This window comes from Solibacillus sp. FSL R5-0691, from assembly GCF_037974225.1.
Classification (GTDB): Bacteria; Bacillota; Bacilli; order Bacillales_A; family Planococcaceae; genus Solibacillus.
The window spans coordinates 2,051,665-2,075,662 of the sequence record NZ_CP150231.1; the positions used below are offsets into that span (position 1 = coordinate 2,051,665).

The 23,998-nt window shown below is 39.6% G+C and carries 24 protein-coding genes; 3 read left to right on the plus strand and 21 right to left on the minus strand.

Translation table 11 applies throughout. From position 1 onward, the window contains the following. Window positions 1-44: 44 nt before the first annotated feature. Entirely contained in the window at window positions 45-1,139 is a 1,095-nt protein-coding gene (locus MKY51_RS10305) for a Glu/Leu/Phe/Val dehydrogenase (RefSeq protein ID WP_339171694.1), read from the minus strand. Between the two features lie 402 nt (window positions 1,140-1,541). Here MKY51_RS10305 and MKY51_RS10310 point away from each other — a divergent pair, with 402 nt between their 5' ends. Then, on the plus strand, window positions 1,542-1,775 hold the full coding sequence (locus MKY51_RS10310) for a DUF2627 domain-containing protein (protein ID WP_339171697.1): 234 nt from the start codon (window positions 1,542-1,544) through the stop codon (window positions 1,773-1,775). A gap of 105 nt (window positions 1,776-1,880) precedes the next feature. Here MKY51_RS10310 and MKY51_RS10315 read toward each other — a convergent pair whose 3' ends face one another. From MKY51_RS10315 to MKY51_RS10325, 3 genes are all read right to left on the minus strand, one after another. Beyond that, window positions 1,881-2,603 (minus strand): glycerophosphodiester phosphodiesterase family protein, encoded by a 723-nt coding sequence (locus tag MKY51_RS10315; protein ID WP_339171700.1) that lies wholly within the window; start codon window positions 2,601-2,603, stop codon window positions 1,881-1,883. Then, window positions 2,603-4,174: a FapA family protein gene (locus MKY51_RS10320; protein ID WP_339171702.1), complete on the minus strand. Its 1,572-nt coding sequence runs from the start codon at window positions 4,172-4,174 to the stop codon at window positions 2,603-2,605. The genes MKY51_RS10315 and MKY51_RS10320 overlap by 1 nt, the downstream gene beginning before the upstream one ends. Window positions 4,175-4,323: 149 nt before the next feature. Next, window positions 4,324-4,758 (minus strand): hypothetical protein, encoded by a 435-nt coding sequence (locus MKY51_RS10325; RefSeq protein WP_339171705.1) that lies wholly within the window; start codon window positions 4,756-4,758, stop codon window positions 4,324-4,326. A 353-nt stretch (window positions 4,759-5,111) separates the two neighbouring features. Here MKY51_RS10325 and MKY51_RS10330 point away from each other — a divergent pair, with 353 nt between their 5' ends. Continuing rightward, window positions 5,112-5,585 carry a DNA polymerase III subunit alpha gene (locus MKY51_RS10330; RefSeq protein WP_339171707.1) on the plus strand — a complete coding sequence of 158 codons (474 nt, stop codon included), beginning with the start codon at window positions 5,112-5,114 and terminating at the stop codon, window positions 5,583-5,585. A gap of 108 nt (window positions 5,586-5,693) precedes the next feature. Here MKY51_RS10330 and spo0A read toward each other — a convergent pair whose 3' ends face one another. The 17 genes from spo0A to MKY51_RS10415 all read right to left on the minus strand — a co-directional run bounded on the left by spo0A (window position 5,694) and on the right by MKY51_RS10415 (window position 23,530). Further along, on the minus strand, window positions 5,694-6,485 hold the full coding sequence (gene spo0A / locus MKY51_RS10335; RefSeq protein WP_339171709.1) for a sporulation transcription factor Spo0A: 792 nt from the start codon (window positions 6,483-6,485) through the stop codon (window positions 5,694-5,696). Between the two features lie 350 nt (window positions 6,486-6,835). Next, entirely contained in the window at window positions 6,836-7,759 is a 924-nt protein-coding gene (locus MKY51_RS10340; protein WP_339171713.1) for a SpoIVB peptidase S55 domain-containing protein, read from the minus strand. A 191-nt stretch (window positions 7,760-7,950) separates the two neighbouring features. Next, the gene (gene recN, locus MKY51_RS10345) at window positions 7,951-9,642 is read right to left on the minus strand and encodes a DNA repair protein RecN (protein ID WP_339171715.1); all 1,692 of its coding nucleotides are present in this window, start codon (window positions 9,640-9,642) and stop codon (window positions 7,951-7,953) included. A 16-nt stretch (window positions 9,643-9,658) separates the two neighbouring features. After that, window positions 9,659-10,108 (minus strand): transcriptional regulator ArgR, encoded by a 450-nt coding sequence (gene argR / locus MKY51_RS10350; protein WP_079527588.1) that lies wholly within the window; start codon window positions 10,106-10,108, stop codon window positions 9,659-9,661. A gap of 271 nt (window positions 10,109-10,379) precedes the next feature. Then, on the minus strand, window positions 10,380-11,198 hold the full coding sequence (locus tag MKY51_RS10355) for a TlyA family RNA methyltransferase (RefSeq protein WP_339171719.1): 819 nt from the start codon (window positions 11,196-11,198) through the stop codon (window positions 10,380-10,382). A 6-nt stretch (window positions 11,199-11,204) separates the two neighbouring features. Next, window positions 11,205-13,100: a 1-deoxy-D-xylulose-5-phosphate synthase gene (gene dxs / locus MKY51_RS10360; protein ID WP_339171721.1), complete on the minus strand. Its 1,896-nt coding sequence runs from the start codon at window positions 13,098-13,100 to the stop codon at window positions 11,205-11,207. An 89-nt stretch (window positions 13,101-13,189) separates the two neighbouring features. After that, on the minus strand, window positions 13,190-14,074 hold the full coding sequence (locus MKY51_RS10365; RefSeq protein WP_339171724.1) for a polyprenyl synthetase family protein: 885 nt from the start codon (window positions 14,072-14,074) through the stop codon (window positions 13,190-13,192). A gap of 3 nt (window positions 14,075-14,077) precedes the next feature. After that, entirely contained in the window at window positions 14,078-14,305 is a 228-nt protein-coding gene (xseB, locus tag MKY51_RS10370) for an exodeoxyribonuclease VII small subunit (RefSeq protein WP_008404237.1), read from the minus strand. Further along, window positions 14,302-15,660, minus strand: coding sequence for an exodeoxyribonuclease VII large subunit (gene xseA / locus MKY51_RS10375; RefSeq protein WP_339171730.1), 1,359 nt, complete (start codon window positions 15,658-15,660; stop codon window positions 14,302-14,304). The genes xseB and xseA overlap by 4 nt, the downstream gene beginning before the upstream one ends. A 194-nt stretch (window positions 15,661-15,854) precedes the next feature. After that, the gene (folD, locus tag MKY51_RS10380; protein ID WP_339171732.1) at window positions 15,855-16,718 is read right to left on the minus strand and encodes a bifunctional methylenetetrahydrofolate dehydrogenase/methenyltetrahydrofolate cyclohydrolase FolD; all 864 of its coding nucleotides are present in this window, start codon (window positions 16,716-16,718) and stop codon (window positions 15,855-15,857) included. Window positions 16,719-16,835: 117 nt separating this feature from the next. Further along, window positions 16,836-17,222 (minus strand): transcription antitermination factor NusB, encoded by a 387-nt coding sequence (gene nusB, locus MKY51_RS10385; RefSeq protein ID WP_339171735.1) that lies wholly within the window; start codon window positions 17,220-17,222, stop codon window positions 16,836-16,838. Between the two features lie 191 nt (window positions 17,223-17,413). Further along, on the minus strand, window positions 17,414-17,680 hold the full coding sequence (locus tag MKY51_RS10390; protein WP_339171736.1) for an aminopeptidase: 267 nt from the start codon (window positions 17,678-17,680) through the stop codon (window positions 17,414-17,416). Window positions 17,681-17,790: 110 nt separating this feature from the next. Then, complete coding sequence (gene glpK / locus MKY51_RS10395; protein ID WP_339171738.1) at window positions 17,791-19,281, minus strand: glycerol kinase GlpK; 1,491 nt, start codon at window positions 19,279-19,281, stop codon at window positions 17,791-17,793. Further along, window positions 19,281-20,090: an MIP/aquaporin family protein gene (locus MKY51_RS10400; RefSeq protein WP_339171739.1), complete on the minus strand. Its 810-nt coding sequence runs from the start codon at window positions 20,088-20,090 to the stop codon at window positions 19,281-19,283. Before MKY51_RS10400 ends, glpK begins: the two co-directional genes overlap by 1 nt. 18 nt (window positions 20,091-20,108) lie before the next feature. Next, a complete protein-coding gene (locus tag MKY51_RS10405; RefSeq protein WP_339171741.1) occupies window positions 20,109-21,749 on the minus strand; it encodes an FAD-dependent oxidoreductase in 1,641 nt (546 codons plus the stop codon). Between the two features lie 170 nt (window positions 21,750-21,919). Continuing rightward, window positions 21,920-22,324: an Asp23/Gls24 family envelope stress response protein gene (locus MKY51_RS10410; protein ID WP_339171743.1), complete on the minus strand. Its 405-nt coding sequence runs from the start codon at window positions 22,322-22,324 to the stop codon at window positions 21,920-21,922. A gap of 132 nt (window positions 22,325-22,456) precedes the next feature. Continuing rightward, window positions 22,457-23,530 (minus strand): mechanosensitive ion channel domain-containing protein, encoded by a 1,074-nt coding sequence (locus tag MKY51_RS10415; RefSeq protein ID WP_339171744.1) that lies wholly within the window; start codon window positions 23,528-23,530, stop codon window positions 22,457-22,459. Between the two features lie 115 nt (window positions 23,531-23,645). Here MKY51_RS10415 and MKY51_RS10420 point away from each other — a divergent pair, with 115 nt between their 5' ends. Next, window positions 23,646-23,990, plus strand: coding sequence for a DUF4440 domain-containing protein (locus MKY51_RS10420; RefSeq protein WP_339171745.1), 345 nt, complete (start codon window positions 23,646-23,648; stop codon window positions 23,988-23,990). The last annotated feature ends 8 nt before the right edge of the window (window positions 23,991-23,998 follow it).

A 23,998-nucleotide genomic window follows, 5' to 3' on the forward strand; every position in this document is an offset into this window, starting at 1 on the left:
CTTTTTCCAGTTACAAAATCAATTACTTCTTTCGGAACCGCGACTTAGCGCCCGTTTAAAATATTTTTTTCGTTTTGAAGGAACTGACTGCGGGATTTCGCTACACGAGCAATACGCTCTTCCGCTAAACGGTTTGCTGCTAAATAAGTTGGAATATCTTCTTCTTTTGAAATTGCAAAAATCTTTTCCAAGCTTGTGTAGATCGTTTCAACACGCTTCATTGCGCGCTCGCGATTGTAGCCGTATAACTCATCTGCTACGTTAATAACCCCACCTGCATTAATTACATAATCCGGTGCATAAACAATGCCTAAATCATGCAATACTTTACCATGTCTTGATTCTGCCAGCTGATTGTTTGCAGACCCAGCAATAACCTTCGCTTTGAACGTTGGAATTGTTTGATCATTAACAATTGCGCCAAGTGCACATGGTGAGAAAATGTCCACATCTTGTGAGTAAATCTCGTCAGGTGCTACAGCTACCGCTCCAAAGTCTGCTACGACACGATCGATTGCTTGCTGATTAATGTCCGTTACGATTAGTTTCGCTCCTTCATTATGCAAGTATTCACATAATGTGTACGCAACATTCCCAAGACCTTGAACCGCTACTTTACGTCCTGCAAGTGAATCGTCTCCAAATGCTTCTTTCGCTGCTGCTTTCATTCCTAAAAATACACCATACGCTGTAATTGGCGATGGATTGCCCGAGCTGCCGAATGCCGGTGAAATACCTGTCACATAATTTGTCTCTTCATGGATTAAATCCATATCGGCAACTGTTGTACCTACATCTTCCGCCGTAATATATCGACCATTCAACCCTTGAATGAAACGTCCTAATGCACGGAACATTTCTTCATTTTTATCTTTGAACGGATCTCCAATAATAACTGTTTTACCGCCACCTAAATTTAAGCCTGCCGCCGCATTTTTATAAGTCATACCGCGTGCTAGACGAAGTGCATCTTCAATAGCTGCTTCCTCTGAGGCATATGTCCACATGCGCGAACCCCCAAGAGCAGGACCCAATGTTGTATCATGAATAGCAATAACCGCTTTTAACCCCGATGCCTCATCTTGGCAAAAGACTACCTGTTCAAAATCATATTTCTGCATGTACTTGAAAATTTCCATAACACTATACCCCTCCACTCAAGAAAGCGCTTACTTTCTCGTATATTATTAAAATCTGTTAATTAAAGATAATAAATACTCAAATTTGTATAATTTTATTATCGTTATTTTTACAATACTTATAAATCTAAAAGGATGCAACTAGAAATCCCTAATTTAACTTAAATTAGAATATTCGGACAATTTTTAACCGAAAAAACACCTAAAAAATAGGCAAAATTTCAAACATTAAAATTATTTTAAAATAGTAATCGTAGGTTGGTTGAGGTGATCCATTATTTCCATTCTATGAATCTATACCCGAATATTGACTTTCTCTGCCTGCATTGTAAAATTAAGTGATACTAAAATAATCTGTGATATTGATTCATTCAGTGTTTTTTAAGTGGAGGAGGTCTGTAAATGGCACGCATGGCTGCATTTATCGTACTAGTCATTCCCGCAATTTTAATGGCAGCCGGGATAAAATTTATGCGAGATACATTATTCGGTATTTTAATTTCACCATTTCCATGGATTTGGTTACAATTCGTCGTTGGTGCCATCTTATTTGCCGTTTCATTTTTATTTTTCGCAGGCTTTTTACTGCACCGTGATCGCAAGCGCGGCAAAGTTTCGCAGCGTTGGCAAAAATAAGACCGTAAAGAAAAAAATCAAATTTCTTTTTAAAAGGAAATTTGATTTTTTTCGTATATTCAATTTGCTAAAAAAAATAAAAAGGTATTTAACCCCATATTGAGATTAATGTCGATTCATCTGTGCTTCCTGGACTAAATGAGGAAAATCCGTAATCCACCCTTTTACAATTGAATGCGGATTTTTAAGAAAGGACTCATTGCCCTGGATTCCGTAAAAACGCATGCCGATATTGGCTGTTTTACAAGCCTCTAAGTATTGGCCTTTATAATAACGTTTATGTGCATGGATCGCATCGTAGAAATTCTGATCTGCTAATGTGGCCCAATAGAATTTTCTCGTAATAATATAACCTGTTTCGATGTCAGGGCGAATCTCTTTCACAATTTTTAACAGCGAATCATGGAATGATGAAAAATGGCTGTTTTCAGGTAAATGAATCGTTTGCAGTAATTCCTTCAAAACATGCTCATTCGTAATTAGCGACTCTTTCAGTTCCACATTTAACGCAATATTTTCTTCATTTGCCCATTCCAGTACATCGGCAAAGGCAATCATCCGGTCACGACGAAACATCCGTTTAAACCGCGGACCTAGTTTATAATGAATCAGTTCATCATAGGAGCATTGATTGACCATTTTGTTAATACCGGCCAGCCTCTTTAAGTCATTGTCATGAAACACGACTAAAATACCATCATTTGAAACTTGGAGATCCAGTTCAATGCCATCTGCCCCAAGTTCTTTCGCTTTTTTAAAGGCAGCAAACGTATTTTCTAAATGAAAGCTCGATGCCCCTCGGTGGGCAAAAATGGGTATGTTATTCATTACACATTCAACTCTCCATTTTCTATTAAAAATCGTCCATTTGTGATAGACGTCAAAACAGTGGACTTTTTGCCGATCTGTATATATGTACCAGGATATGCTTCTTTCGTCACGTGTATCTCTGCTTTATTGTCTTTACGCAAATCGCTCATCAATTGTTTGATTTCACGATTTACATTAAGCGCGGTTTCTTTATTGGAAGCGAGCTTTTGTTTTGAGAGCTCCAGCGCTTCCAATTGTCGTTGTGTTAACGTATGTATAACAGGAAGGATACGTTCTATTTGTGTTTCCAGCTCCACGATATCTTCCTGCATTGATTTTAGCAGCGATGCCTTGTACTGGATGGTTTCAAGACTTTGCGCTTTGTTTATACTATTGATGATCAGTTCAGTCGGCCTTTCCAATCGGTTTCCTGAACATGCCGTTACGATGGTACTCTTTGCAATTACCGTTCCACCGATAATTTTCCCTTTTCGTTCATCAACTAAAACGGAATGTGCCGATAAATTAGAACCTAATGAATAAAATCCAATATTCAGATTTCGACCTGCGACAAGATGGGCATCATTCACATGTTTCACGAAAATATCACCGCCAGCTTCTACTCGTGTTTCTCCTAATCCGAATATGCCTCCGCGAATAAAAATATCGCCATCTAAAGACTTAATCAGTTTCGCTCCGGATACACCTTCAGGATGTTCGATTGAAATATCCCCGTTTGCAACAACCGAAAAGCCTGGCTGGACGGTTCCTTTTATCGAGACAGATCCATTAAACTCAATATTCCCGGTTTCAATGCCCACATCGCCAACAATCGGTAAATGGTGATTAACACTGACCATCCCTTCATGTTCTTCAACGACGCCGCTTATTTTCGAACGTAGTACCGTTTTACCATCTTCTTCAACTTCAAACGCCGATTTATGGTCATATTTTAACGGTAAGTCACTTCCCCATGGGGCAGGTATCGATTCTCCACAAACATTCATTCCTGGAATACCTGGCTGTGCATGGATTTTCTCACCTAGCCATTCGCCTTCTTCAATTTCATAAATGAAGTTCATATCATAGTAATCCGCTTTGCCATCTTCTCTAATGACCGGTTTTCGCTCAGGTAGTTCCAAATAGATGATTTGTGCATCTTCCCCTTTGACAGGTGGCGTACCTTGCGCAATCAATGTTGCTTTTGCAGTAACAATGTTCTCCAAGTTCACATTTAAAATTCCATGTATTATGTTCGCTTCAGCTAAAAGTTTCTGAACCCTTTTCTGAATAGATTGCACGTTGTCTTTTATATACTCCGCTGTCTCGTATACAAAAAGCGAGGCAGACATTTTATCCCTGGAAATTTCGATTGCAATCGATGGCAGCCATATACCGATTTCAACAGGGGAATCACTCACTTCATTTAGTCCCTTTTTTAATAAAGCGAAATTCGTAAGTTTGATTCGAGGATTTTGGCGCACAACTGTTTCAAAGTCTTTTAGCATAAAACCTGGCTTTTGGGTTTGCAAGTATACTTTTCCATCATTTTTTATTATTTTGAAAAAATGATTTTCATGAATTACCATACCATTCCACCTCCCCCTACATTACAGTATATACATTTTTTTGATTTTTGTTTAGTTAAATATTGGAGTATGAGAAGGTTTTTAAGCATTCCCTTTAAGTGGAATATAAATCTTCTGTCTCATAAGTTCTAAATGCTTACAATATATTATTATAGTGAGCGCTGGAATTGGAGTAAATTATGATACATATCTGATAAGTCTTTCAAATACCTTTCATCCTGTGTTTCAATAGCCCTAAGTGTTCGATTGATCATTAAAATATCTAGTTCGATTGAATTGGTTAAATTTTGATGGTTAATATTATTTTCGATAATTTCATTTCTTATTGTGCCAAGCTCATGTAAATAATTTTCCAGCTCCTTTTCCATATTTTGAAGCTGTGTATTGCTTAATGTACCAAGCAGCAATATATCGTTGTAACACGTCTCACGTTGAACATGTAATTCTTCTTTATATTTTTTCACAACCTCATCAGGAGAATTGGCCGTCGTTGTATGGGATGCATCAGAATCTTGCGGAAATTCTACAAGCAGAAAAAATGTCAGGACGCCGAGAAGAATCATTAGAAATTTCCATCGTTTCATTTTTCATCGCTCCTTATTGTTGTCCCCCTATTCTACTGCGTATTTATATTAATAATATGAAATTAACATTAAAATCCTATGACAACAAAAAAAGTGTCCAGCATCCGCTAGACACAAAAAGAATAATACGTTCTCAAACATACTATCCAAAGAAAGGAGGTAAAACGAAGACGAAGAATTTCTTAGCCTTGCTATTTAATTTTACCCGTTGTTATTTTTTGTTAAACGTAAATTAAAATTTTTTATTCGCTTTCTATGATTTACAACTTTTATAGTGTTACAAAGTCTAAAATTTCTATTTTCAGGTTAAAATACTCATAAATTACCAATGAATGTAAAAGGATGATCATGAAATGAGTGTTATTGTACTTGATAACAAAAGGCTTTTTCTTAAAAGGATAAAAAATTACGAGGTGAATACCGAAAAAATTTATTATAGAAATGAAAAAGCAGAAGAAAGATTACTTTTTCTGTTCCTAATGAATGAGGAAGAACTCTGGAGTGAATACAAGTTCGAATATTTATATATTAAGATGTTTGACGGCAATGAATTCAAGTATTTTTCAGATAAAAAGTTACTTAATATTTTGAAGAAAATGGAGAAATATTTTGAAGATGTCGATCTAAGCGAGATAGAAGATTGCTCTTATGATCGTTCGGAAGACTGTTACTTTGTAAGTGAAGATTTAAAAGAAATGCTTGAAAATGATGAGCACCTCGCGAAAGCTGTGGATAGTTACGTAATAATTAAAGATACCTTCATCTTTGTTGATGAAGACATCTCAACTATCGTAAGTAGGATGGATAATTCTTTTGGTACCGTATAAAGAAATATAAAAGCCTTCTTAACTATAGAAAGGTAAGAAGGCTTAATTATTAAAATAATAATCTTGTAATAGAATAAGTCCAGTGGCAAATTGCATGCCTACGAATAATTAGCTCGCTACCATCTCAATACGGATTTTGTCAGCGATCATTGCAATGAATTCTGAGTTCGTCGGTTTTGATTTCATATGGTGTACTGTATAGCCGAACAGTTCCGAGATGTTCTCATAGCTGCCGCGGTTCCAGGCTACTTCAATGGCATGGCGAATGGCACGTTCCACACGTGACGGGGTTGTCCCGAATTTTTTCGCGATTTCCGGATATAAAATTTTTGTAACCGAGCTTAACAATTCAATATCGTTGTAAACCATCTGGATCGCTTCACGTAAATAAGCGTATCCTTTTATATGTGCAGGTACACCAATCTCTTTGATGATGCCTGTAATCGTTGTATCCAATAAACGTGTGTCCATTTTAGAAGGTGTACTCGTTGATAAAACCGGTACACGTTTTTCCTGTTCAACTTTCTTTCCTGCACAATGCAGAATTTTTTGAACAAGCTGCTCAAATTCAAAAGGCTTTAACATAAAGTAAGATGCACCGAAATTCACAGCCTGCTTCATAACATCTTCTTGGCCAAAAGCAGTTAGCATAATGACTTGAGTCTGTGTATGACGCTCATCGTTATACATCTCTTCCAATACAGCAAGACCATCCAAATGCGGCATAATGATATCCAATAGCAGCACATCGATTTTATGCTCTTCCAGCATTTTAATACAGATTTTACCGTTAGACGCTGTTGCAACAATTTCAATTTGCGGATGATTCGTAAAATACACTTCCATCATTTTAACTAATTCGCGATTATCATCAGCAATCGCAATTTTCACCTTTGACAAACAAAATCCCCCTTTTATAATTCTATCTCTTATATATTCATTACAATGGCAAATTGTATGAGCTTTCTTACAAATGTCCAAACTTCTTGTGTAATACAATTGTAACAAAAATGAGCGACAGTTGTCTTTCGTTCTCTCTTATTTTGCATTGTCTTTTAGAGAAGTTTCGACAGAATTACTAAATTTCCTTTTCTTTCATAAAAAATAAGTAACAAGTAGTACCTTTTCTCTGTTTATCGACAAGGAAATATATGGTTCATCATTTGTCGATTAATCATCATGTACTATTGTAATGAAAAAAGCAAAAAAAGACTACACTTTATTAAAAAGTATAGTCTAAAGTATTTTTATTACGGGCTCTTTTTCAGCATTTCAATAACAAGAATACCGGCACCTTTTGTTGGTTCTTCGATAAACATATGTGTTACCGCACCAACGAACTGGTTATTCTGTATAATAGGACTTCCGCTCATCCCTTGAACAATGCCGCCCGTTTTCTTTATTAGACGGTCATCGACGACATTGAAAGTAAACGTATTATCCGTTTGTTTGTCAATTTCGATATCGAACAAATTGACCTCTTCCCCGTCGATTGCCGTTAAGATTTGTGCTTTTCCCTTTTTTAACTCATTTGCATGTATAATTTCCAGCGGAGGATGCAAACTGTCATGTAATGATTGTTTCCAATTACCAAAAATTCCGTATACATCATTGCTTTTTACTGAACCGAGTGGCGTTTGCGATTTATCTACAACTGAAATTTTGTACCCTGGCTGTCCAGGCGTACTTTTCTTCACTTGTGAGATAGATGCTTCAAAGATTGCACCATCATTGAATTTCGGAGGTTGCTTCATTGTAGAGTCTACAATTTGATGTCCAAGCGCTCCGTACTCCATCGTTTCAGGATCGATATACGTTAACGTTCCAATTCCATCTGTTTCACTTTTTAAAAATGGTTTTAAATGCACCAGTTCATGAGCTGATACGTTGATCTCTCGTTGTTGCTTCCCATTTTCAACGGTCAGTGTAAATGATTCGCCTTTGCCGGCAATGTCTTCTAACTGGCTCACTTTTTCACCATTAAGTTCTAAAATATGTTCTCCCTTTTTCAACCACTCACTATTTTCCAATAATACGTCCTGTGCAACCATTACATAAGGCATCTCCAACTGAACGCCAATTGAATGGCCCATTGGAATTAATGATTTCCCCAATACTTCTATTGGTGATAACATAAAAAGCAATGCAACGAGTATCGACCATTTTTTAATCATCATTCACCTCCTCTATGCGCTTACTATGTGAAAATTTGACGGAGTTATGAACGGAAAAATTTTGTTGATATGAGGAAAAATTAGAATGTATCCTCTGTAATCCTTGTTGCTTCGCGACCTTGAAAAATATACGTTACAAAAAATAAAAAACCGTCGAAAATTTTTTTATTTTCAACGGTTTTTTTGTCTATTTAATTCATCGTTTCTTTACGTTCATTGGCCATATGGATTAATTCGGAAGCATGTTGTAATGTCAGGTCTGTAATTTCGGCCCCGCTCATCATGCGGCTGATTTCCACAATGCGTTCTTTTTCTTCCATTTCCGTAATCGACGTAAATGTGCGGTTATGCTCTACTTGCTTTTTAATATAGTAGTGATGATCCGCCATTGCGGCAACTTGCGGCAAGTGAGAAATACATAATACTTGCGAATTGACTGAAATAGCGGCAATTTTTTCTGCAATTGCCTGAGCGACACGTCCGCTCACACCCGTATCGACCTCATCGAAAATAATCGATGTAATGCCATTTGATGACGAGAAAATCGTTTTAAGCGCAAGCATCATCCGTGAAAGTTCCCCGCCTGAAGCAACTTTAGGCAGCGACTTCGGTGGTTCCCCAACATTTGTTGAAATGTAGAATGCGACAAAATCCTTGCCGTTTGCATCCAGTTGATTAAGCGGCTCGAATTTAACGATAAACTGCGCTTTTTCCATATGCAGCATCCGCAGCTCATTCATTATGGCATCACTTAGCTTAATGGCATTCTCTTTACGGATCGTCGTCAACTGATCTGCAATTTTATTAAGATCGGCTTCCATCTTCGCCAGCAATTGTTCATTTTTCTGCAATGTTTCATCACGGTTCATAAGCTGGCTTAACTCTTCTTCGATTTTTTCATGATACGATAAAATCTCTTCAACTGTCGTACCATATTTACGTTTCATAGTTTGGTATAAAGCAAGACGCTGCTCGACCTCGTTCAAGCGTTCCGCATCATATTCTAAATCATCAAGCACATTTTTCACTTGATATGCCGCATCCTGCAATGCATAAAAGCTCGAAGTAACCGCTTCAGAAGCCTCTTTGAAATTCGAATCAAGCGCGACAATGTCTTCCAGAGCATTCATCGCATTCCCGATGAAATCCAGTCCTGTTCCATCATCGGAAATGGCTGAATACGCAATGTTCGCACGCTCAAATATTTTATGGAAATTCATCAAACGAAGACGTTCTTCATCCAGTGCCTCTTCTTCATCAATTTTCAAACCGGCCTGTTCCAGCTCCTGTATTTGGAATTGATATAAATCGATGCGCTGTGCCATCCGCTGCTCGTCCATACTCAGCTCGGCCACTTCTCTTTTCAATTGGCGGTACGCTTCATACGCTTCATCGTACTTCGCTTTCACCGGCTGAAGCTCATGATGTGCATAATGATCCAGTAAATTGATATGGAATTTTTCATCCATCAGCTCCTGATTTTCATGCTGCCCATGAATATCGATTAAACTGCCGCCAATATCCCGTAAAACCGATAATGGAACAAGTTTGCCGTTCACTCTGCAAACACTCTTTCCTGAATCATGCAAATCACGTCTTAAAATAATCGTATCTTCCTCTGATTCTATCCCATGTTCTTCGAGTTTCGCAAAAATCGGATGCTGACTATTATCCACATGGAATAAGCCGCCCAGTTCCGCTTTTTTTTCTCCATGGCGGATAAATTCGGTAGACCCTCGTCCGCCAGCCAATATATTAACCGCATCAATAATGATCGATTTTCCGGCACCTGTTTCACCTGTCAAAACAGTCAGACCTCCGAAAAAACTAACGGTTAAATCATCAATAATAGCAAAATTTCGAATGCTTAATTCTCTTAACAAACCATTCCACCTCGGTTTACAGCATATCTAATAAGCGATTTTTTATTTCTTCACGTTCGTCCTCTGTTCGACACATGATTAAAATCGTATCGTCCCCACAAATCGTTCCTAATATCTCAGACCAGTCCAGATGGTCCAACAATGATCCGATTGCATTGGCATTCCCCGGCAATGTTTTCATTACTAAAAAATGTGACGCTCCATCAATCGAAACAAAAGCATCTGCCAACGAACGATGCAATTTTTGAATTGGGTTGAAGCGTTGGTCTGCTGGTAAGCTATATTTATAACGACCGTCCTGTAACGGTACTTTTACTAAATGCAATTCTTTAATATCACGTGAAACCGTTGCTTGAGTGACATTGTAGCCGGCATTTTTCAGCTGGTCGACTAAATCGTCCTGTGTCTCGATTTCGTTATTTGTAATAATATCACGGATGCGTATATGGCGCTGTCCTTTGTTCACAAAAGTCACCTCATTAAAATGTATAGGAATATATGTATATTTACACTACCATTTGCATAAAGGAAAAACAAGAAAAAACCGTACATATGTTCAAAAATCCGTTTTTTTCGACTATTTTCTCCATAAAAAAGAATGTAATCAACTTCAATTTTCGTATAAAACTTGGTCATTAGTATAAATAAAAATTCATTTTACAATGCTTCATTAGACCGTCGCAACTTAATCAAAAAAGCACAAAACAAATCCAAAAGAATCTGTTTTGTGCTTTTCTTTATTTCAGCTGCATATGCGCTTCTTTTACGACTTGCTCGAAGTTTGTGAAGGCTTCTACCTCTTCACCGTCATGCGGATTATACAAGTGGAATAAAAATTCAATATTCCCTTCCCCGCCCGTTATCGGTGAAAACGAAGCATCCTTGACAACAAACCCGATTTCCGTTGCCATTTTAGCTGTTTCTTCCAAAACGGCTAAATGGACTTTCGGTTCACGGACAATTCCTTTTTTCCCTACATTTTCACGACCTGCTTCAAATTGCGGTTTTACGAGTGCCATCACATCGCCACCAGGCGTTAAAACCGTTTTTAATACAGGCAGAATCAACGATAGCGAAATAAATGAAACATCGATTGTCGCGAAACTTGGTAAACCTTCTACTAAATCTTCCGGCTTTGTATATCGGAAATTGGTTTTTTCCATAACCGTTACACGCTCATCCGAACGGATTTTCCATGCAAGCTGGTTCGAACCGACATCCAGTGCATAGCAATGGCGCGCACCGTTTTGCAGTGCACAATCCGTAAATCCGCCTGTAGAAGAGCCGATATCAAGCATTAGCTTACCTTCTACAGATAGATCAAAAATTTCAAGTGCCTTTTCCAGCTTCAATCCGCCTCGTGACACATATTTTAGCTGAGAGCCTTTTACTTGCAGCGGTGCATCGATTTCGATTTTTTCCCCTGCTTTATCTATGCGGATTTCGTTTGAGAACACGAGACCAGCCATAATCGAGCGTTTTGCCTTTTCACGCGTCTCACATAAACCGCGTTCTACAAGCATTATATCTACTCGTTCTTTTTTTTGCTTTGTCATTCTTTATTAAACCCTATCCGACTGTTTTTTCGGTACAAGCTGTGTAATGCGTTTTACCGCTTCTTCAGCTGTCACGTTTATTTCTTCCAATAATAAATCAACTTCACCATGCTCGATAAATTCATCCGGAATCCCGATACGCTCAATTTGAACATTACGGTATTTCTTATCGATTGCAAATTCCAGCACCGCACTACCAAATCCGCCTTGCAGCAATGATTCTTCAATTGTTAAAATCGGCAAGTTTTCCTGCATAATTTCATGCAGCATCCCTTCATCCATCGGTTTGATGAAACGTGCATTCACAACGCGTACATCAATACCTTGATAAGCCAACTGTTCCGCTGCCTTCAATGCCATTGGAATCGTTGTACCGAATGTCAGAATAACTGCATCCGAACCTTCACGCAGCACTTCCCATGAACCGATCGGCAATGCTTTCATTTCCGCATCCATTTCAACACCTAAGCCATTGCCGCGAGGGTAACGAAGCGCGATTGGACCATCATTATATTCAAGTGCAGTTTTTACCATATGCTGACCTTCATTTTCATCTTTAGGCATCATCAATACGATATTCGGAATATGACGTAAAAACGATACATCAAATACGCCTTGGTGTGTTTCGCCGTCCGCGCCAACAAGGCCAGCACGGTCAATACCGATGAATACATTCAAGTTCGGGCGTGCAATATCATGCAGCACCTGGTCATACGCACGTTGTAAAAACGTCGAATAAATTGATAAAAACGGTTTCATTTGTTGTGTTGCAAGACCTGCCGCCATTGTAGTTGCATGCTGTTCGGCAATCCCTACATCAAAGAAGCGATTCGGGAAGTCTTTTTGAATGCCTTCCAGTTTTGAACCGACAGGCATTGCCGGTGTAATCGTTACAATCCGGTTATCTTCCTTCATGCACTTACGAACCGATTCTGCGACTAGGCTGCTCCACGCAGGACCTTTTGTTGAAGATTTTACGAAAGCACCAGTTTCCATTTTATATGGACCCGTACCATGCCAAGTACCGATTGTATCGTCTTCGGCAGGTTTGTAGCCTTTGCCTTTTTTCGTCAATACATGGACAAGCACAGGACCCTGTACTTTTTTCGCATATTCCAATGTTTTTTCCAGTGCTTCAAAATCATGTCCGTCAATCGGACCTAAATATTTGAATCCTAATTCCTCAAAGAATACACCTGATACAACTAAATACTTTAGGCTGTCTTTTACACGTTCAGCAGTAGCGGCAAGTTTGTCGCCAACCATTGGAATTTTGTGAATTAATGATTCCAAATCTTCTTTTGCACGTGAATATTCTTTTGCCGTGCGCAGACGTCCTAAAACGTCATGCAATGCCCCAACGTTCGGCGCAATCGACATTTCGTTATCATTTAAGATAACGATCATATTCGTTTTTTCATGACCAATATGGTTCAATGCTTCCAGTGCCATACCGCCTGTCAGTGCACCATCACCGATAATCGGTACAACAAAGTTTTTGTCCCCTTTAATATCTCTCGCCGCAGCCATACCCATAGCTGCAGATAAAGAAGTGGAACTATGCCCTGTTTCCCACATATCGTGTTCACTTTCGACAAGCTTCGGGAAACCGCAAAGTCCTTTAAATTGACGCAATGTGTCAAATTGACTTGCCCGGCCTGTTAAAATTTTGTGGACATATGCTTGATGCCCGACATCCCATAAAAATTTATCCTTTGGACTGTTAAAAGCTTTATGCAGTGCAATCGTCAGCTCAACGACACCTAAATTCGGGCCAATATGACCACCCGTAATTGAACATTTTTCGATCAGAAAAGCGCGAATTTCTCCAGCCAGCGCTTCTAGTTGCTTTTTATTCAAGTCTTTCAAAAAGGATGGACTAGAAATTTTAGTTAAATCCATCTCATCCACACACCTTTTCATCAGTTTATTCACCGTTGTGATTTTTCTATTATATCAATGTACAACACAAGACAAAAGTTTAACACATTTTAGTTACTACGTCTCACAATATACTGTGCAAATTGTCGAAGTAATGTCGTATCGATGTCGATTTTTTGCAATGCATCAATCGCCAGCTCATAATGTTCATTCAGCTTTTGCTTTGCACCGTCTAATGTAAGTAAAGCAGGGTATGTACTTTTTTCGCTTGCTACGTCTTTTCCTGCTGTTTTCCCTAGCTGTTCCGAAGTTCCCTCAATATCTAAAATATCATCTTGGATTTGGAAGGCTAAACCGATATGGTGCGCATATTCCACTAATGCTTTTCGGTCAGAACTACTTGCATTTGCCAGCACGGCACCTGCTTCAATACAAAAACGAAGCAATGCACCTGTTTTATTTACATGAACCGTTTCAAGCTCCTGTAAATTTAATAGACGCTTTTCTCCGTCCATATCTAGTACTTGTCCGCCGACCATTCCTTCAGCACCTGCCGCAATACTTAACAGATTGACAAGTTCAATGCGCTTTTCTGCAGATAGATTATTTAATCGTGCGATGACACCAAATGCCAATGTGTTTAATGCGTCTCCCGCCAAAGTGGCCAATGCTTCACCGTATACAACATGGTTTGTTGGCTTGCCGCGGCGCAATTCATCATCATCCATACTAGGCAGGTCATCATGGATTAATGAATACGTATGGATCATTTCAACAGCAGCGCCTAGTGAATAACTTGCTTCAAGAGACTGATTGTACATTTCGCAAACCGCCACAACAAATAATGGACGAATTCGTTTGCCTCCTGCTTTTAATGAATACAGCATCGATTCTTTTAAATGTGCCGGTGCTTGTATCGATTCAACGAGTTCGTACATTGTCGTTTCGAGCTGCGGTATATTAAGATCAATAAACTGCTTTAACGTGTTTTCCATCAGTTAGTCTTCTCCATTTCCTTGTTGGAAAGCTTTCTTTTCACCATCTTCTCCAACGATTGAAATTAATTGCTGTTCTGCATTTTGCAGTGTATCATGACAAAGTTTTGATAGTTCCATGCCCTTTTTGTAAAGGTCAATTGCTTCTTCCAGTGGAACATCTCCTTGTTCAAGCTTACGTACAACTTCTTCTAATTCTGTCATTGCTGTCGCAAATGTCGGTTTTGTCACTTTGCTTCCCCTTCCTTTTGCACATGCTTTTTCTCAATTTTCGCTTCTGCATATCCATCCTGAAACGTCACTTGGATCACGTCGCCTTTTTCCAGCTCGTGAACTGATTTTACTACGTTTTCCTCTTTATATGCCACGCTAAAGCCTTTACTCATTAATGCGAGCGGATTTAACGCCTCCAGCATACGCAGCTGATTAGTAAAAGCAACCTTATTTTGTGCGAGCTGTTGCTGCATTCGATTCGTTAATGTTTGCGTACGGTGTTCAAGCTGCTGTTTAGCGGCAGTTAACTGATGTACCGGCGAATACAGTTTCATCTTGCTGTCTATTGACTGCAGTTTTGATTTTTCATTCAACATATAAAGTTTCGTTGCATTTTGCAGTGATAAATCCACCTGAACAAGTCTTTCAATAAAAGGACGATATAATCGCTCAGGTGTTGCAAGCGGATAGGAATTTTGCAGTTTAGTTAAGCGATTGCGTTCGAAATTAAGCTTTGATGTCATCATTTGATGAAGAATCGACTGATGATGAAGGATTTGCTGATACAGCTGCTGCTGGTTCGGAACAGCCAGTTCTGCCGCAGCAGTTGGTGTCGGTGCACGCAAATCGGCAACAAAGTCCGCAATCGTCGTATCGGTTTCATGGCCGACAGCACTAATGACCGGAATACGGCTTTCAAAAATAGCCCGTGCAACAATCTCTTCATTGAATGCCCATAAATCTTCAATCGATCCGCCACCGCGTCCAACAATGAGTACATCACAAAATCCGTGGCGGTTCGCTAAATATATATTTTCAGTAATATTTGGTGCTGCGCCTGCGCCTTGTACGAGCGTCGGATAAATTAAAATTTCAGCCTGTGGATAGCGTCGGGTAATCGTTGTGCAAATATCACGAATAGCGGCACCAGTCGTCGCAGTTAACACACCGATTGTTTTCGGAAATTGCGGAATCGGCTGCTTAAAATTCGGATTGAATAGGCCTTCTTTTTGCAGACGTTCCTTCAACTGATTAAATGCGACAAACAATCCGCCAATCCCGTCCGGCTCCATTGTCTGGGCATAAAGCTGATATGCGCCGCTTGCTTCATAAACATTCACATCGCCTCGTATAAAAACTTTCATCCCTTCTTCAGGTTTAAAAGAAAGTTTCGAAGCCTGTGAACGGAACATCGTCGCGTTTATCCGCGAACTGTCATCTTTCAGCGTAAAATAAATATGTCCTGAACTATGTACTTTTACATTTGAAAGCTCTCCCGTTACGTACACATCACGTAAATGCGGATCGGCATCAAATTTTCGTTTAATATATTTTGTTAATGCTTTTACGGATAAATAAGAATTCGATGTCATAAACGTATTGCTCCTTTACGGTAGATCTTTTTTCGTATATGTAGTTTTGGTAAGACCAACAGATTTAACAGTTGGTTCATCCTAAAGTAAGGCGAAAAAAGTAGTATATTTAAATTTAAGCTTCCCTTATTGTACCCTATAAGCTAAAAATCACGATTTTGATCTACATCAAAATCGTGATTTTTGAAGTTAGATTAATTCTCTTGACGTTCTAACTCTTTTTCAGCTGCTTGTACTGTGTTTTCCAGTAACATTGTAATCGTCATTGGACCAACCCCACCCGGAACAGGTGTAATATGTGATGCGATTCCTTGTACATCGTCAAAGTCGACATCACCGCATAAACGATTGTCCTGGTTACGGTTAATCCCTACATCAATAACAACCGCGCCTTCTTTAATATGCTCGCTTGTAATAAAGTTTGCACGACCAACAGCCGCGATTAAAATATCGGCCTGTTTCGTAAAGGAAGGTAAATCCGGTGTTTTAGAGTGTGTATACGTTACGGTAGCGTCTTTTTGCAACAATAGTTGTCCCATCGGTTTCCCGACGATATGGCTGCGTCCTACGATGACTGCATGCTTTCCTGCAACATCTATTCCCGCATGTTCGAGCATTTTCATAACCCCATAAGGAGTACATGGCAAGTATGTATCCTGTCCAAGCATCATTTTTCCTACACTAATCGGTGAGAATCCATCCACGTCTTTCTCCGGAGAGATCGTTTGGATGACTTTATCCTCGTTGATATGTTTTGGTAATGGAAGCTGAACGAGAATACCGTGAATCGAAGCACGTTCGTTTAATTCACGAATTTTTTCTAGTAAAGCCTGTTCTGAAATTTCTTCAGGTAGTTTGACAAGTTCCGAATACATCCCAATTTGCTCACAAGACTTTTGTTTGTTTGCGACATATGTTTTGGATGCAGGGTTGTCTCCTACTAAAATAACAGCTAAACCGGGAGTGATCCCTTTATCTTTTAGCGCTTGTACTCGAGTAGCGACCCCTGTTCGAATTTCTTGACCGATCTCTTTACCATTAATTATTACGCTTGACATGTTGTTGCTCCTTCCAGTGATTACGACAATCGGAAAGGCTGCCTGCTGCTTGCTATGACAACCTACCAGTTAAATCTTGATATATTAATCTTTATAGAATTGAATACATTTATTGATTTATTGCTCAGTAAATTTCGAAAGTACACCATTGACGAACTTGCTTGATTTGTCGTCACCGAATGTTTTTGAAAGCTCGATTGCTTCGTTCATAATAACTTTGTTTGGCGTTTCTTCTGCATATAATAATTCATATACCGCTAAACGCAAAATTGTTCTTTCAATTTTTGGCAGACGACTAATCGTCCATTTTTCTAGGTTTTTTTCTAGCGCTGCATCAATTGCCTCGAGATTTTCAGTTGTCCCACGAACTAATTGCTCCAAAAAGGCATTCGATTTTTGCTCTTCTTCAAGAACATGGCCGATCGCCTCTTCTATTGTTAATTCTGTGCTGTCTAACTGAAACAAAGCTTGTAACGCTTTTTGACGCGCCTCTGTTCGTTTCATAAATAATAGCTCTCCTTCATAAGTAGCATTACTTGTTATCATAGCATATTTTGCAAGGCATCGCACAGTTTGACAGAAAAATTTTAGCTGTAAAAAGAGATTTTTGTATTCTTCCTTAAAATGGTGAAATTTGCGATAAAAAAACGACATGTTTGAGATAAATCAACATGTCGTCTTTATACTTTTTGGCTCTAATTATTCTGTAACGGAATCATCAGCGTACCTGTTTCGCGCTTTTCGTTTCCTGATTCAGGGAACTCAAATAGGTACGTAATTTGTTCAGCTGTTTCTTTTAGTACGTAGAACTGGAAATGCTCCATATTTTCCAGGAAATAACGGATGTCTTGCATCGCCATTAGCTCTCCGACTTCTTCATAGTGTGACAATGCTTGCTTAAAGTAAGCGTTAATCAACGTTAAATCTTCTTCATTTGCTATACGAATATAATCATTGCTCATATCATTTTAACTCCTCAACTAGATAATGACCTATTATAGCATAATTCAATTAGTGATTAGGAATCTGCTACCAAACGATTTTTAGATCATTCATTTTCTAGTAAAATTTATTACTTAAATGCCTGTGCAGCTTTAACGGCTTTGTGCCATCCAGCGAACAATGATTCACGTTGTTCTTCATCCATTTCCGGCTCAAATTGACGATTCAGTTGCCAATGCTTTTGCACTTCGTCTAGATTTTCCCAGAAGCCGACAGCAAGTCCAGCTAAATAGGCTGCTCCGAGTGCCGTTGTTTCATTGATTGATGCACGTTCAACAGGAACGTTTAAAATATCCGACTGGAACTGCATTAAAAAGTCGTTCATAACCGCACCACCGTCAACGCGCAGTGTTTTTAAATCGATGCCAGAATCCGTTTCCATCGCTGACAGTACATCGCGTGTTTGATAGGCCAGCGACTCCAATGTCGCACGGATAAAATGTTCTTTCGATGTGCCGCGTGTTAAACCAAATACTGAACCACGCACTTCACTATCCCAATACGGTGTACCTAGTCCGACAAATGCCGGGACAACGTACACACCTTCTGTATCTTTTACACGAGCTGCATAGGCTTCACTTTCAGAAGATTTCCTAAACATACGTAGCCCGTCTCGAAGCCATTGTATCGCTGAACCAGCTACAAAAATACTTCCTTCAAGTGCATATGTCACTTTTCCGTCATAGCCCCAAGCGATTGTTGTAAGTAAACCGTGCTCGGATTTTACCGCTTCCTCACCTGTATTCATCAGCATGAAACAACCGGTACCGTAAGTATTTTTTACCATCCCTTTTTCATAGCACGCCTGACCGAATAATGCCGCCTGTTGGTCTCCGGCGATACCAGCGATTGGTACACGATGACCAAAGAAGTGATTACCTGCGATTTCACCGTAAATTTCGGATGACGGTTTCACTTCCGGAAGCATGGATGCAGGAACACCTAAAATGTCCAGCAATTCCTCATCCCATTTCAATTCGTAAATATTATACATTAATGTTCTCGATGCATTCGAATAGTCCGTTACATGAACAGCCCCTTCTGTCAGCTTCCAAATAATCCATGTATCAATCGTTCCGAATAACAGGTCACCCGTTTCCGCCTTTTCACGCGTCCCTTCAACATTATCCAATATCCATTTTACTTTCGTCCCTGAGAAATAAGCATCAATAAGCAACCCGGTTTTATTGCGGAACAGCTCATTATGCCCTGCTTCTTTTAAAGAGTCGCAAATACCCGCAGTTTGACGTGATTGCCAAACAATCGCATTATATACAGGTTCCCCTGTATTTTTATCCCACACAACCGTCGTTTCACGTTGGTTTGTTATGCCGATCCCTTCGATTTGTGACGCCTGGATATTATTTTCCGATAATACTTTGGCAATTACGGATAAAATCGAACTCCAAATTTCTTTTGCATTATGTTCAACCCAGCCCGATTTCGGAAAATATTGTTTAAATTCCTGCTGTGCTATATGAACAATATCCCCTTTTTTATTGAATAAAATGGCACGTGAACTTGTCGTACCCTGATCTAACGCCATAATATATTTTTCCATTATACGATCTCCTTTTTAGCGGCTTTGGATTGTGTAATAAATGCAACGACACAAATGACAACAAATAACGTTGTAAAGAGCCAAAATGCCACGGAATTTTCATTTAAAAAGAATTGTTTGTAAAACAGCGCCCCTGTTACGCCACCAATAATCGGTCCGACAATCGGTACAAAGGCATAAGACCAGTCCGAATCACGTTTACCTGGTATTGGTAAGAAGAAATGCGCGATACGGGGTCCTAAATCACGGGCAGGGTTGATGGCATACCCTGTTGGCCCACCTAAACTCATCCCAATCGCAATAACGATAATACCGACAAGCAACGGATTAATACCGTCCGCCAATGAATTGCCTCCTAATGCCAAAATCCCTAATAATAATATAAAAGTTCCGATCATCTCTGTTACCATGTTCGCCAATGGATGACGAATGGCAGGAATTGTAGCAAAAACAGCCAGTTTTGCATCTTGATCTTTCGTTTGAGCCCAATGCGGCAAATAGGCGATATATACGATGATTGCGCCAATAATTGCCCCTAAAATTTGTGCAATAATATACATCGGAACATCCGCCCACGGGAAGTCACCAATTGTTGCAAATGCTATTGTCAATGCAGGGTTTAGATGCGCACCACTTATTCCGCCTACAGTATATGCCCCGATTGCCACGGCAAAACCCCAGGCGATCGTAATAACGACCCAGCCGCTATTTTCCGCTTTGGAAAATTTCAGCAAGGAACCAGCAACAACCCCGCCACCTAATACAATTAAGATCATTGTTCCTACTAATTCTGCTAAAAATGTTGACATTCCCTTCGCCTCTTTTCACTAAGTCATTGTTACGTTTTGTAGTTCCTGTTCTAGTTGATCTGTATGCTGCTGCTTTTCTTCAGCAGTCCAGTTGAGGTAGTCGCTCATTTCATCAATTACATGCTGTTTATATTGTTTTACCAGGTGGATATTAAATAATAGCGCACCGGTACGACGAACGAAAAAGTCACTCGGCGTACATGCAGATTCCTCGTTGATCGCATAGTACAGCTGACCGTAAACAATCGGCGGCAAGTTACCTTTTGCCTGTTTAATATAATCGAATACTTTATCAACATTTGTACCGTAAAATTTCGCTAAATAACGGCTTTGCTCTTCCGTTAACCCCAGGTCCTGGCCTTTCACCGTCCGTTTATCAACAAACGATTCAAAAAACTTCGAGCCGCTCGTTTCCCCGCCCGAAATAGGAAGATTTTTTGTAATCGATTTACCGTATTTCAGCTGGTATTCGTCGTTTAATTGTTTTACGACAAGGTCGACAATTTTTTCCGCCATTTTACGGTAGCCAGTCAGTTTCCCGCCAGCAATCGTAATAAGGCCACTATCCGATTGCCAAATTTCATCTTTACGTGAAATTTCCGACGGTCCCTTACCTTCTTCATGAATAAGCGGTCTCACCCCTGCCCATGACGACTCGATTTTATCATCTGTTAGCTGAAGTTGAGGGAACATGTAATGAATCGCATCCATAATATATTGTCGATCCTCTTTCGTTACCTTTATGTCTGCAGGGTCCCCCTCATAAAAAGTATCTGTTGTCCCTACATACGCTTTGCCATCCCGCGGAATCGCAAAAATCATCCGTCCATCTTTTTCGGTATCAAAATAGATCGCCTGCTGCAACGGGAAATCATCTTCGTCGAAAACGAGATGCACACCTTTCGATAAAATAAGATGCTTGTTACTAAGTTCCCCATCTAGTTTGCGCACATCATCAACCCATGGACCTGCCGCATTGACGACTTTCTTCGCTCGGATCTCATATTGTTCACCAGTGAGCTGATCTTCCACCGTCACTTTAGAAAAGGCCACGTTATTCGCCTCAATCCCGACAACTTTCAAGTGATTCATTGCGATTGCCCCGTTGGCAACCGCTGCCTTCATTACTTCGATTGTCAGACGTGCATCGTCTGTACGGTATTCTACATAAACACCGCCGCCAAGCAAACCGTCCTTTTTTATAAGCGGTTCCCGGGCAATCGTTTCATCTGCGGACAGCATAAAACGTCTTTCATCCTTTTTAACATTCGCTAAAATATCGTATACTTTCAATCCAAGCGCTGTCGAAAACGAACCAAATGTCCCTCCTTTATGGAAGGGAAGCAACATCCATACAGGAGTTGTTACATGTGGTCCGTTTTCATAAACGATTGCCCGCTCTCGACCAAGCTCCGCAACCTCTTTTATTTCGAATTGTTTTAAGTAACGGAGGCCGCCGTGTACAAGTTTTGTCGATCGGCTACTTGTGCCTTCCGCAAAATCCTGCATTTCTGCCAGCCCTACTTTTAATCCTCGTGTGGCGGCATCAAGCGCAATCCCAGCACCTGTAATCCCACCACCTATAACAAACAGATCAAAGGTGTCTTTTATTAATGTTTCTTTCAGTCGCTCTCTTGCATTTGCAGAAAAGTTTCCCATACCGTTTTCCTCCTTACCAAATGAAGCTTTTAATCTATACCCTATTTTCACCTTGTTCATATCCTAAAATTCACAAAAATATGAAAAAACATTCTAAATTAAATCCTTTATTTTTAAGAAAACAAAAAAACCGAGCATCAATTAAATGAACTCGGTTCCTGTTTATACAGTTATTCTGCGTCTTTTGAAGTTTCGAACTGAATCCCTGTAATGTGGATGTTCACTTCGCTTGTTTCAATGGCTGTCATATTTAAAATGGCTTGTCGAATCGTTGTTTGTACTTCTTTCGCCACTTTTGGAATGGCATAACCATATTTCACTGTGCAAAATACATCAATGACAATATTGCCTTCTTCAGACATTGCTGACTTGATGCCTTTCGAATGAACTTTTTTACCGAAACGTTCGGCAACACCTGATGCGAAATTTCCGCGTGTTGCAGCGATTCCATCCACCTCTGTTGCAGCGATACCTGCGATAACTTCAATTACTTCTGGCGCGACTTCAATCTTTCCTAATTCTTCTTTACCAACCGGTGTTGGTTGTACGAATGCTACTTGTTGTTTCTCAGCCATTTGCGATACATCCTCTCTTATGTAAACTAATGGATTTCTAACGCTTGTTACTTTAAATCCTTATGTTCAGTATACTACAATTACGCGTTGGATGTAGAACCGTTACGCCATATTTTCTAAATTTGGCGACGGTCATCCATTATTCCATGCATACTGACCGTCATTCGGATCAACAAGTTTAATGTCATACACTTCACAGTAATGTTTTGCCACAAATAATATTTCCTGACGAACCTCCAGCATAATGCCCGTATCATTTGTTTCAACAAAATATCGTATAAGAATACGACAGCTTGTCGGCATCAGCTCATCCATTGCCACATGGATGATTTTTTTCGAGATTTTCGGATGCAATGAAATTTGCTCTCGTACCGATTCCAAAAACTTTACAATGCTTTCCTCAGTATTTTCATTTGAAATATGGAGGAAATGCTCCACTTTTCTTTCGATCCGTGTCGACAAATTATAAATCGGTCGGTTGACCAAATACGAGTTCGGTACATAAACCGTTCCTTTATCGGAAGTTTGAATGACCGTACTGCGCAAATTTATATCCTGAATCGTGCCGTCAATTTTTTCATCTCCCGACATAACCCAATCCCCGATTTGGAATGGTTTATCCAAGGCAACACTCATACCGCCGAATATATGGGCGAGCGTGTCACGTATACCAAATGCGAGCGCAACACCTGTTAGTCCAATCGCAGTTAAAAACCCGTTTAAATTAAAGTTCCACAGTGACGCAATTGTAAACATCGCAATGACCATTACTGCAACTTTACTCATCCTTAGGAAAAACGGTGTTAAAATATCCTGATCTTTCCCTGTTTCAAATCGGTGGGGATTTTTCAAATAAAAACCGAGTACATCATACAGCGCTTTAAACGCAAAAAATACATACACCGAATCGATATAAATACCAAGTTTCGTATTATCAAACAGCCATACTTCGATTAATAGAGAAACCGCCATCACAATAAGGCTGAAAATAATGGCGTTACGTATTGATGGATACACACTTTTCGTTATGTCTCCAAAAACGGGATGATTTTTTTTATTGAACAAGTCCGCGATTTTAAATAACAGCGGCCGTATTACGAATCGAATGATGAGTAAACCGGCGACGATTATTGCTGCAGCCGCCAGACCATCTGCTACAGTTGGTGCGGTAACAGACGGAATTAACCATTTTATCGATTCCCACATAACAATCACCTTCTTAAACCTTCTTTACAACTACAAGACAAAATCATACCATGTAAAGAAACGATTTACATTGAAAATCGTTCCACTGATAGTCAATTCGAATGGGGGATAATTTATGACAGCACTCAACAATCAATTTCTGCTTCTTGAACAGCAACTCATGTATTACAAAAAGGAAGACTTTATCCGCCTCTTGAGCGAGGATTTTCTGGAATACGGGTCTTCCGGAGGCAAAATGGATAAATCTTTCCTACTGAATGAGATAACAGAACAAGGCATTGAAGAATCCTTATTTACCGTTACGGACTTCCAGGCAATTGCAATTGCAGATCAGATTGTGCAAACACGATTCGTTACGACAAATCGCACAAATGGCAACAAGCAAAACCGCAGCTCCCTTTGGCGCAATGAAAACGGTACATGGCGTATTTTCTTCCATCAAGGTACACCAGCAAAGTAAAAAACCGC

Excerpts from the sequence above, each read along its gene's own strand:
- MKY51_RS10355 (WP_339171719.1), bottom strand. The coding sequence starts at position 11,198 with ATGACAAAGCAAAAAAAAGAACGAGTAGATATAATGCTTGTAGAACGC.
- MKY51_RS10400 (WP_339171739.1), bottom strand. The coding sequence starts at position 20,090 with ATGTCAACATTTTTAGCAGAATTAGTAGGAACAATGATCTTAATTGTA.
- MKY51_RS10365 (WP_339171724.1), bottom strand. The coding sequence starts at position 14,074 with ATGGAAAACACGTTAAAGCAGTTTATTGATCTTAATATACCGCAGCTC.
- xseA (WP_339171730.1), bottom strand. The coding sequence starts at position 15,660 with ATGACATCGAATTCTTATTTATCCGTAAAAGCATTAACAAAATATATT.
- MKY51_RS10405 (WP_339171741.1), bottom strand. The coding sequence starts at position 21,749 with ATGGGAAACTTTTCTGCAAATGCAAGAGAGCGACTGAAAGAAACATTA.
- MKY51_RS10315 (WP_339171700.1), bottom strand. The coding sequence starts at position 2,603 with ATGAATAACATACCCATTTTTGCCCACCGAGGGGCATCGAGCTTTCAT.
- MKY51_RS10305 (WP_339171694.1), bottom strand. The coding sequence starts at position 1,139 with ATGGAAATTTTCAAGTACATGCAGAAATATGATTTTGAACAGGTAGTC.
- MKY51_RS10330 (WP_339171707.1), top strand. The coding sequence starts at position 5,112 with ATGAGTGTTATTGTACTTGATAACAAAAGGCTTTTTCTTAAAAGGATA.
- MKY51_RS10415 (WP_339171744.1), bottom strand. The coding sequence starts at position 23,530 with ATGTGGGAATCGATAAAATGGTTAATTCCGTCTGTTACCGCACCAACT.
- MKY51_RS10325 (WP_339171705.1), bottom strand. The coding sequence starts at position 4,758 with ATGAAACGATGGAAATTTCTAATGATTCTTCTCGGCGTCCTGACATTT.
- MKY51_RS10340 (WP_339171713.1), bottom strand. The coding sequence starts at position 7,759 with ATGATTAAAAAATGGTCGATACTCGTTGCATTGCTTTTTATGTTATCA.
- MKY51_RS10310 (WP_339171697.1), top strand. The coding sequence starts at position 1,542 with ATGGCACGCATGGCTGCATTTATCGTACTAGTCATTCCCGCAATTTTA.
- folD (WP_339171732.1), bottom strand. The coding sequence starts at position 16,718 with ATGTCAAGCGTAATAATTAATGGTAAAGAGATCGGTCAAGAAATTCGA.
- MKY51_RS10320 (WP_339171702.1), bottom strand. The coding sequence starts at position 4,174 with ATGGTAATTCATGAAAATCATTTTTTCAAAATAATAAAAAATGATGGA.
- MKY51_RS10420 (WP_339171745.1), top strand. The coding sequence starts at position 23,646 with ATGACAGCACTCAACAATCAATTTCTGCTTCTTGAACAGCAACTCATG.
- MKY51_RS10390 (WP_339171736.1), bottom strand. The coding sequence starts at position 17,680 with ATGAGCAATGATTATATTCGTATAGCAAATGAAGAAGATTTAACGTTG.
- nusB (WP_339171735.1), bottom strand. The coding sequence starts at position 17,222 with ATGAAACGAACAGAGGCGCGTCAAAAAGCGTTACAAGCTTTGTTTCAG.
- dxs (WP_339171721.1), bottom strand. The coding sequence starts at position 13,100 with ATGGATTTAACTAAAATTTCTAGTCCATCCTTTTTGAAAGACTTGAAT.
- glpK (WP_339171738.1), bottom strand. The coding sequence starts at position 19,281 with ATGGAAAAATATATTATGGCGTTAGATCAGGGTACGACAAGTTCACGT.
- MKY51_RS10410 (WP_339171743.1), bottom strand. The coding sequence starts at position 22,324 with ATGGCTGAGAAACAACAAGTAGCATTCGTACAACCAACACCGGTTGGT.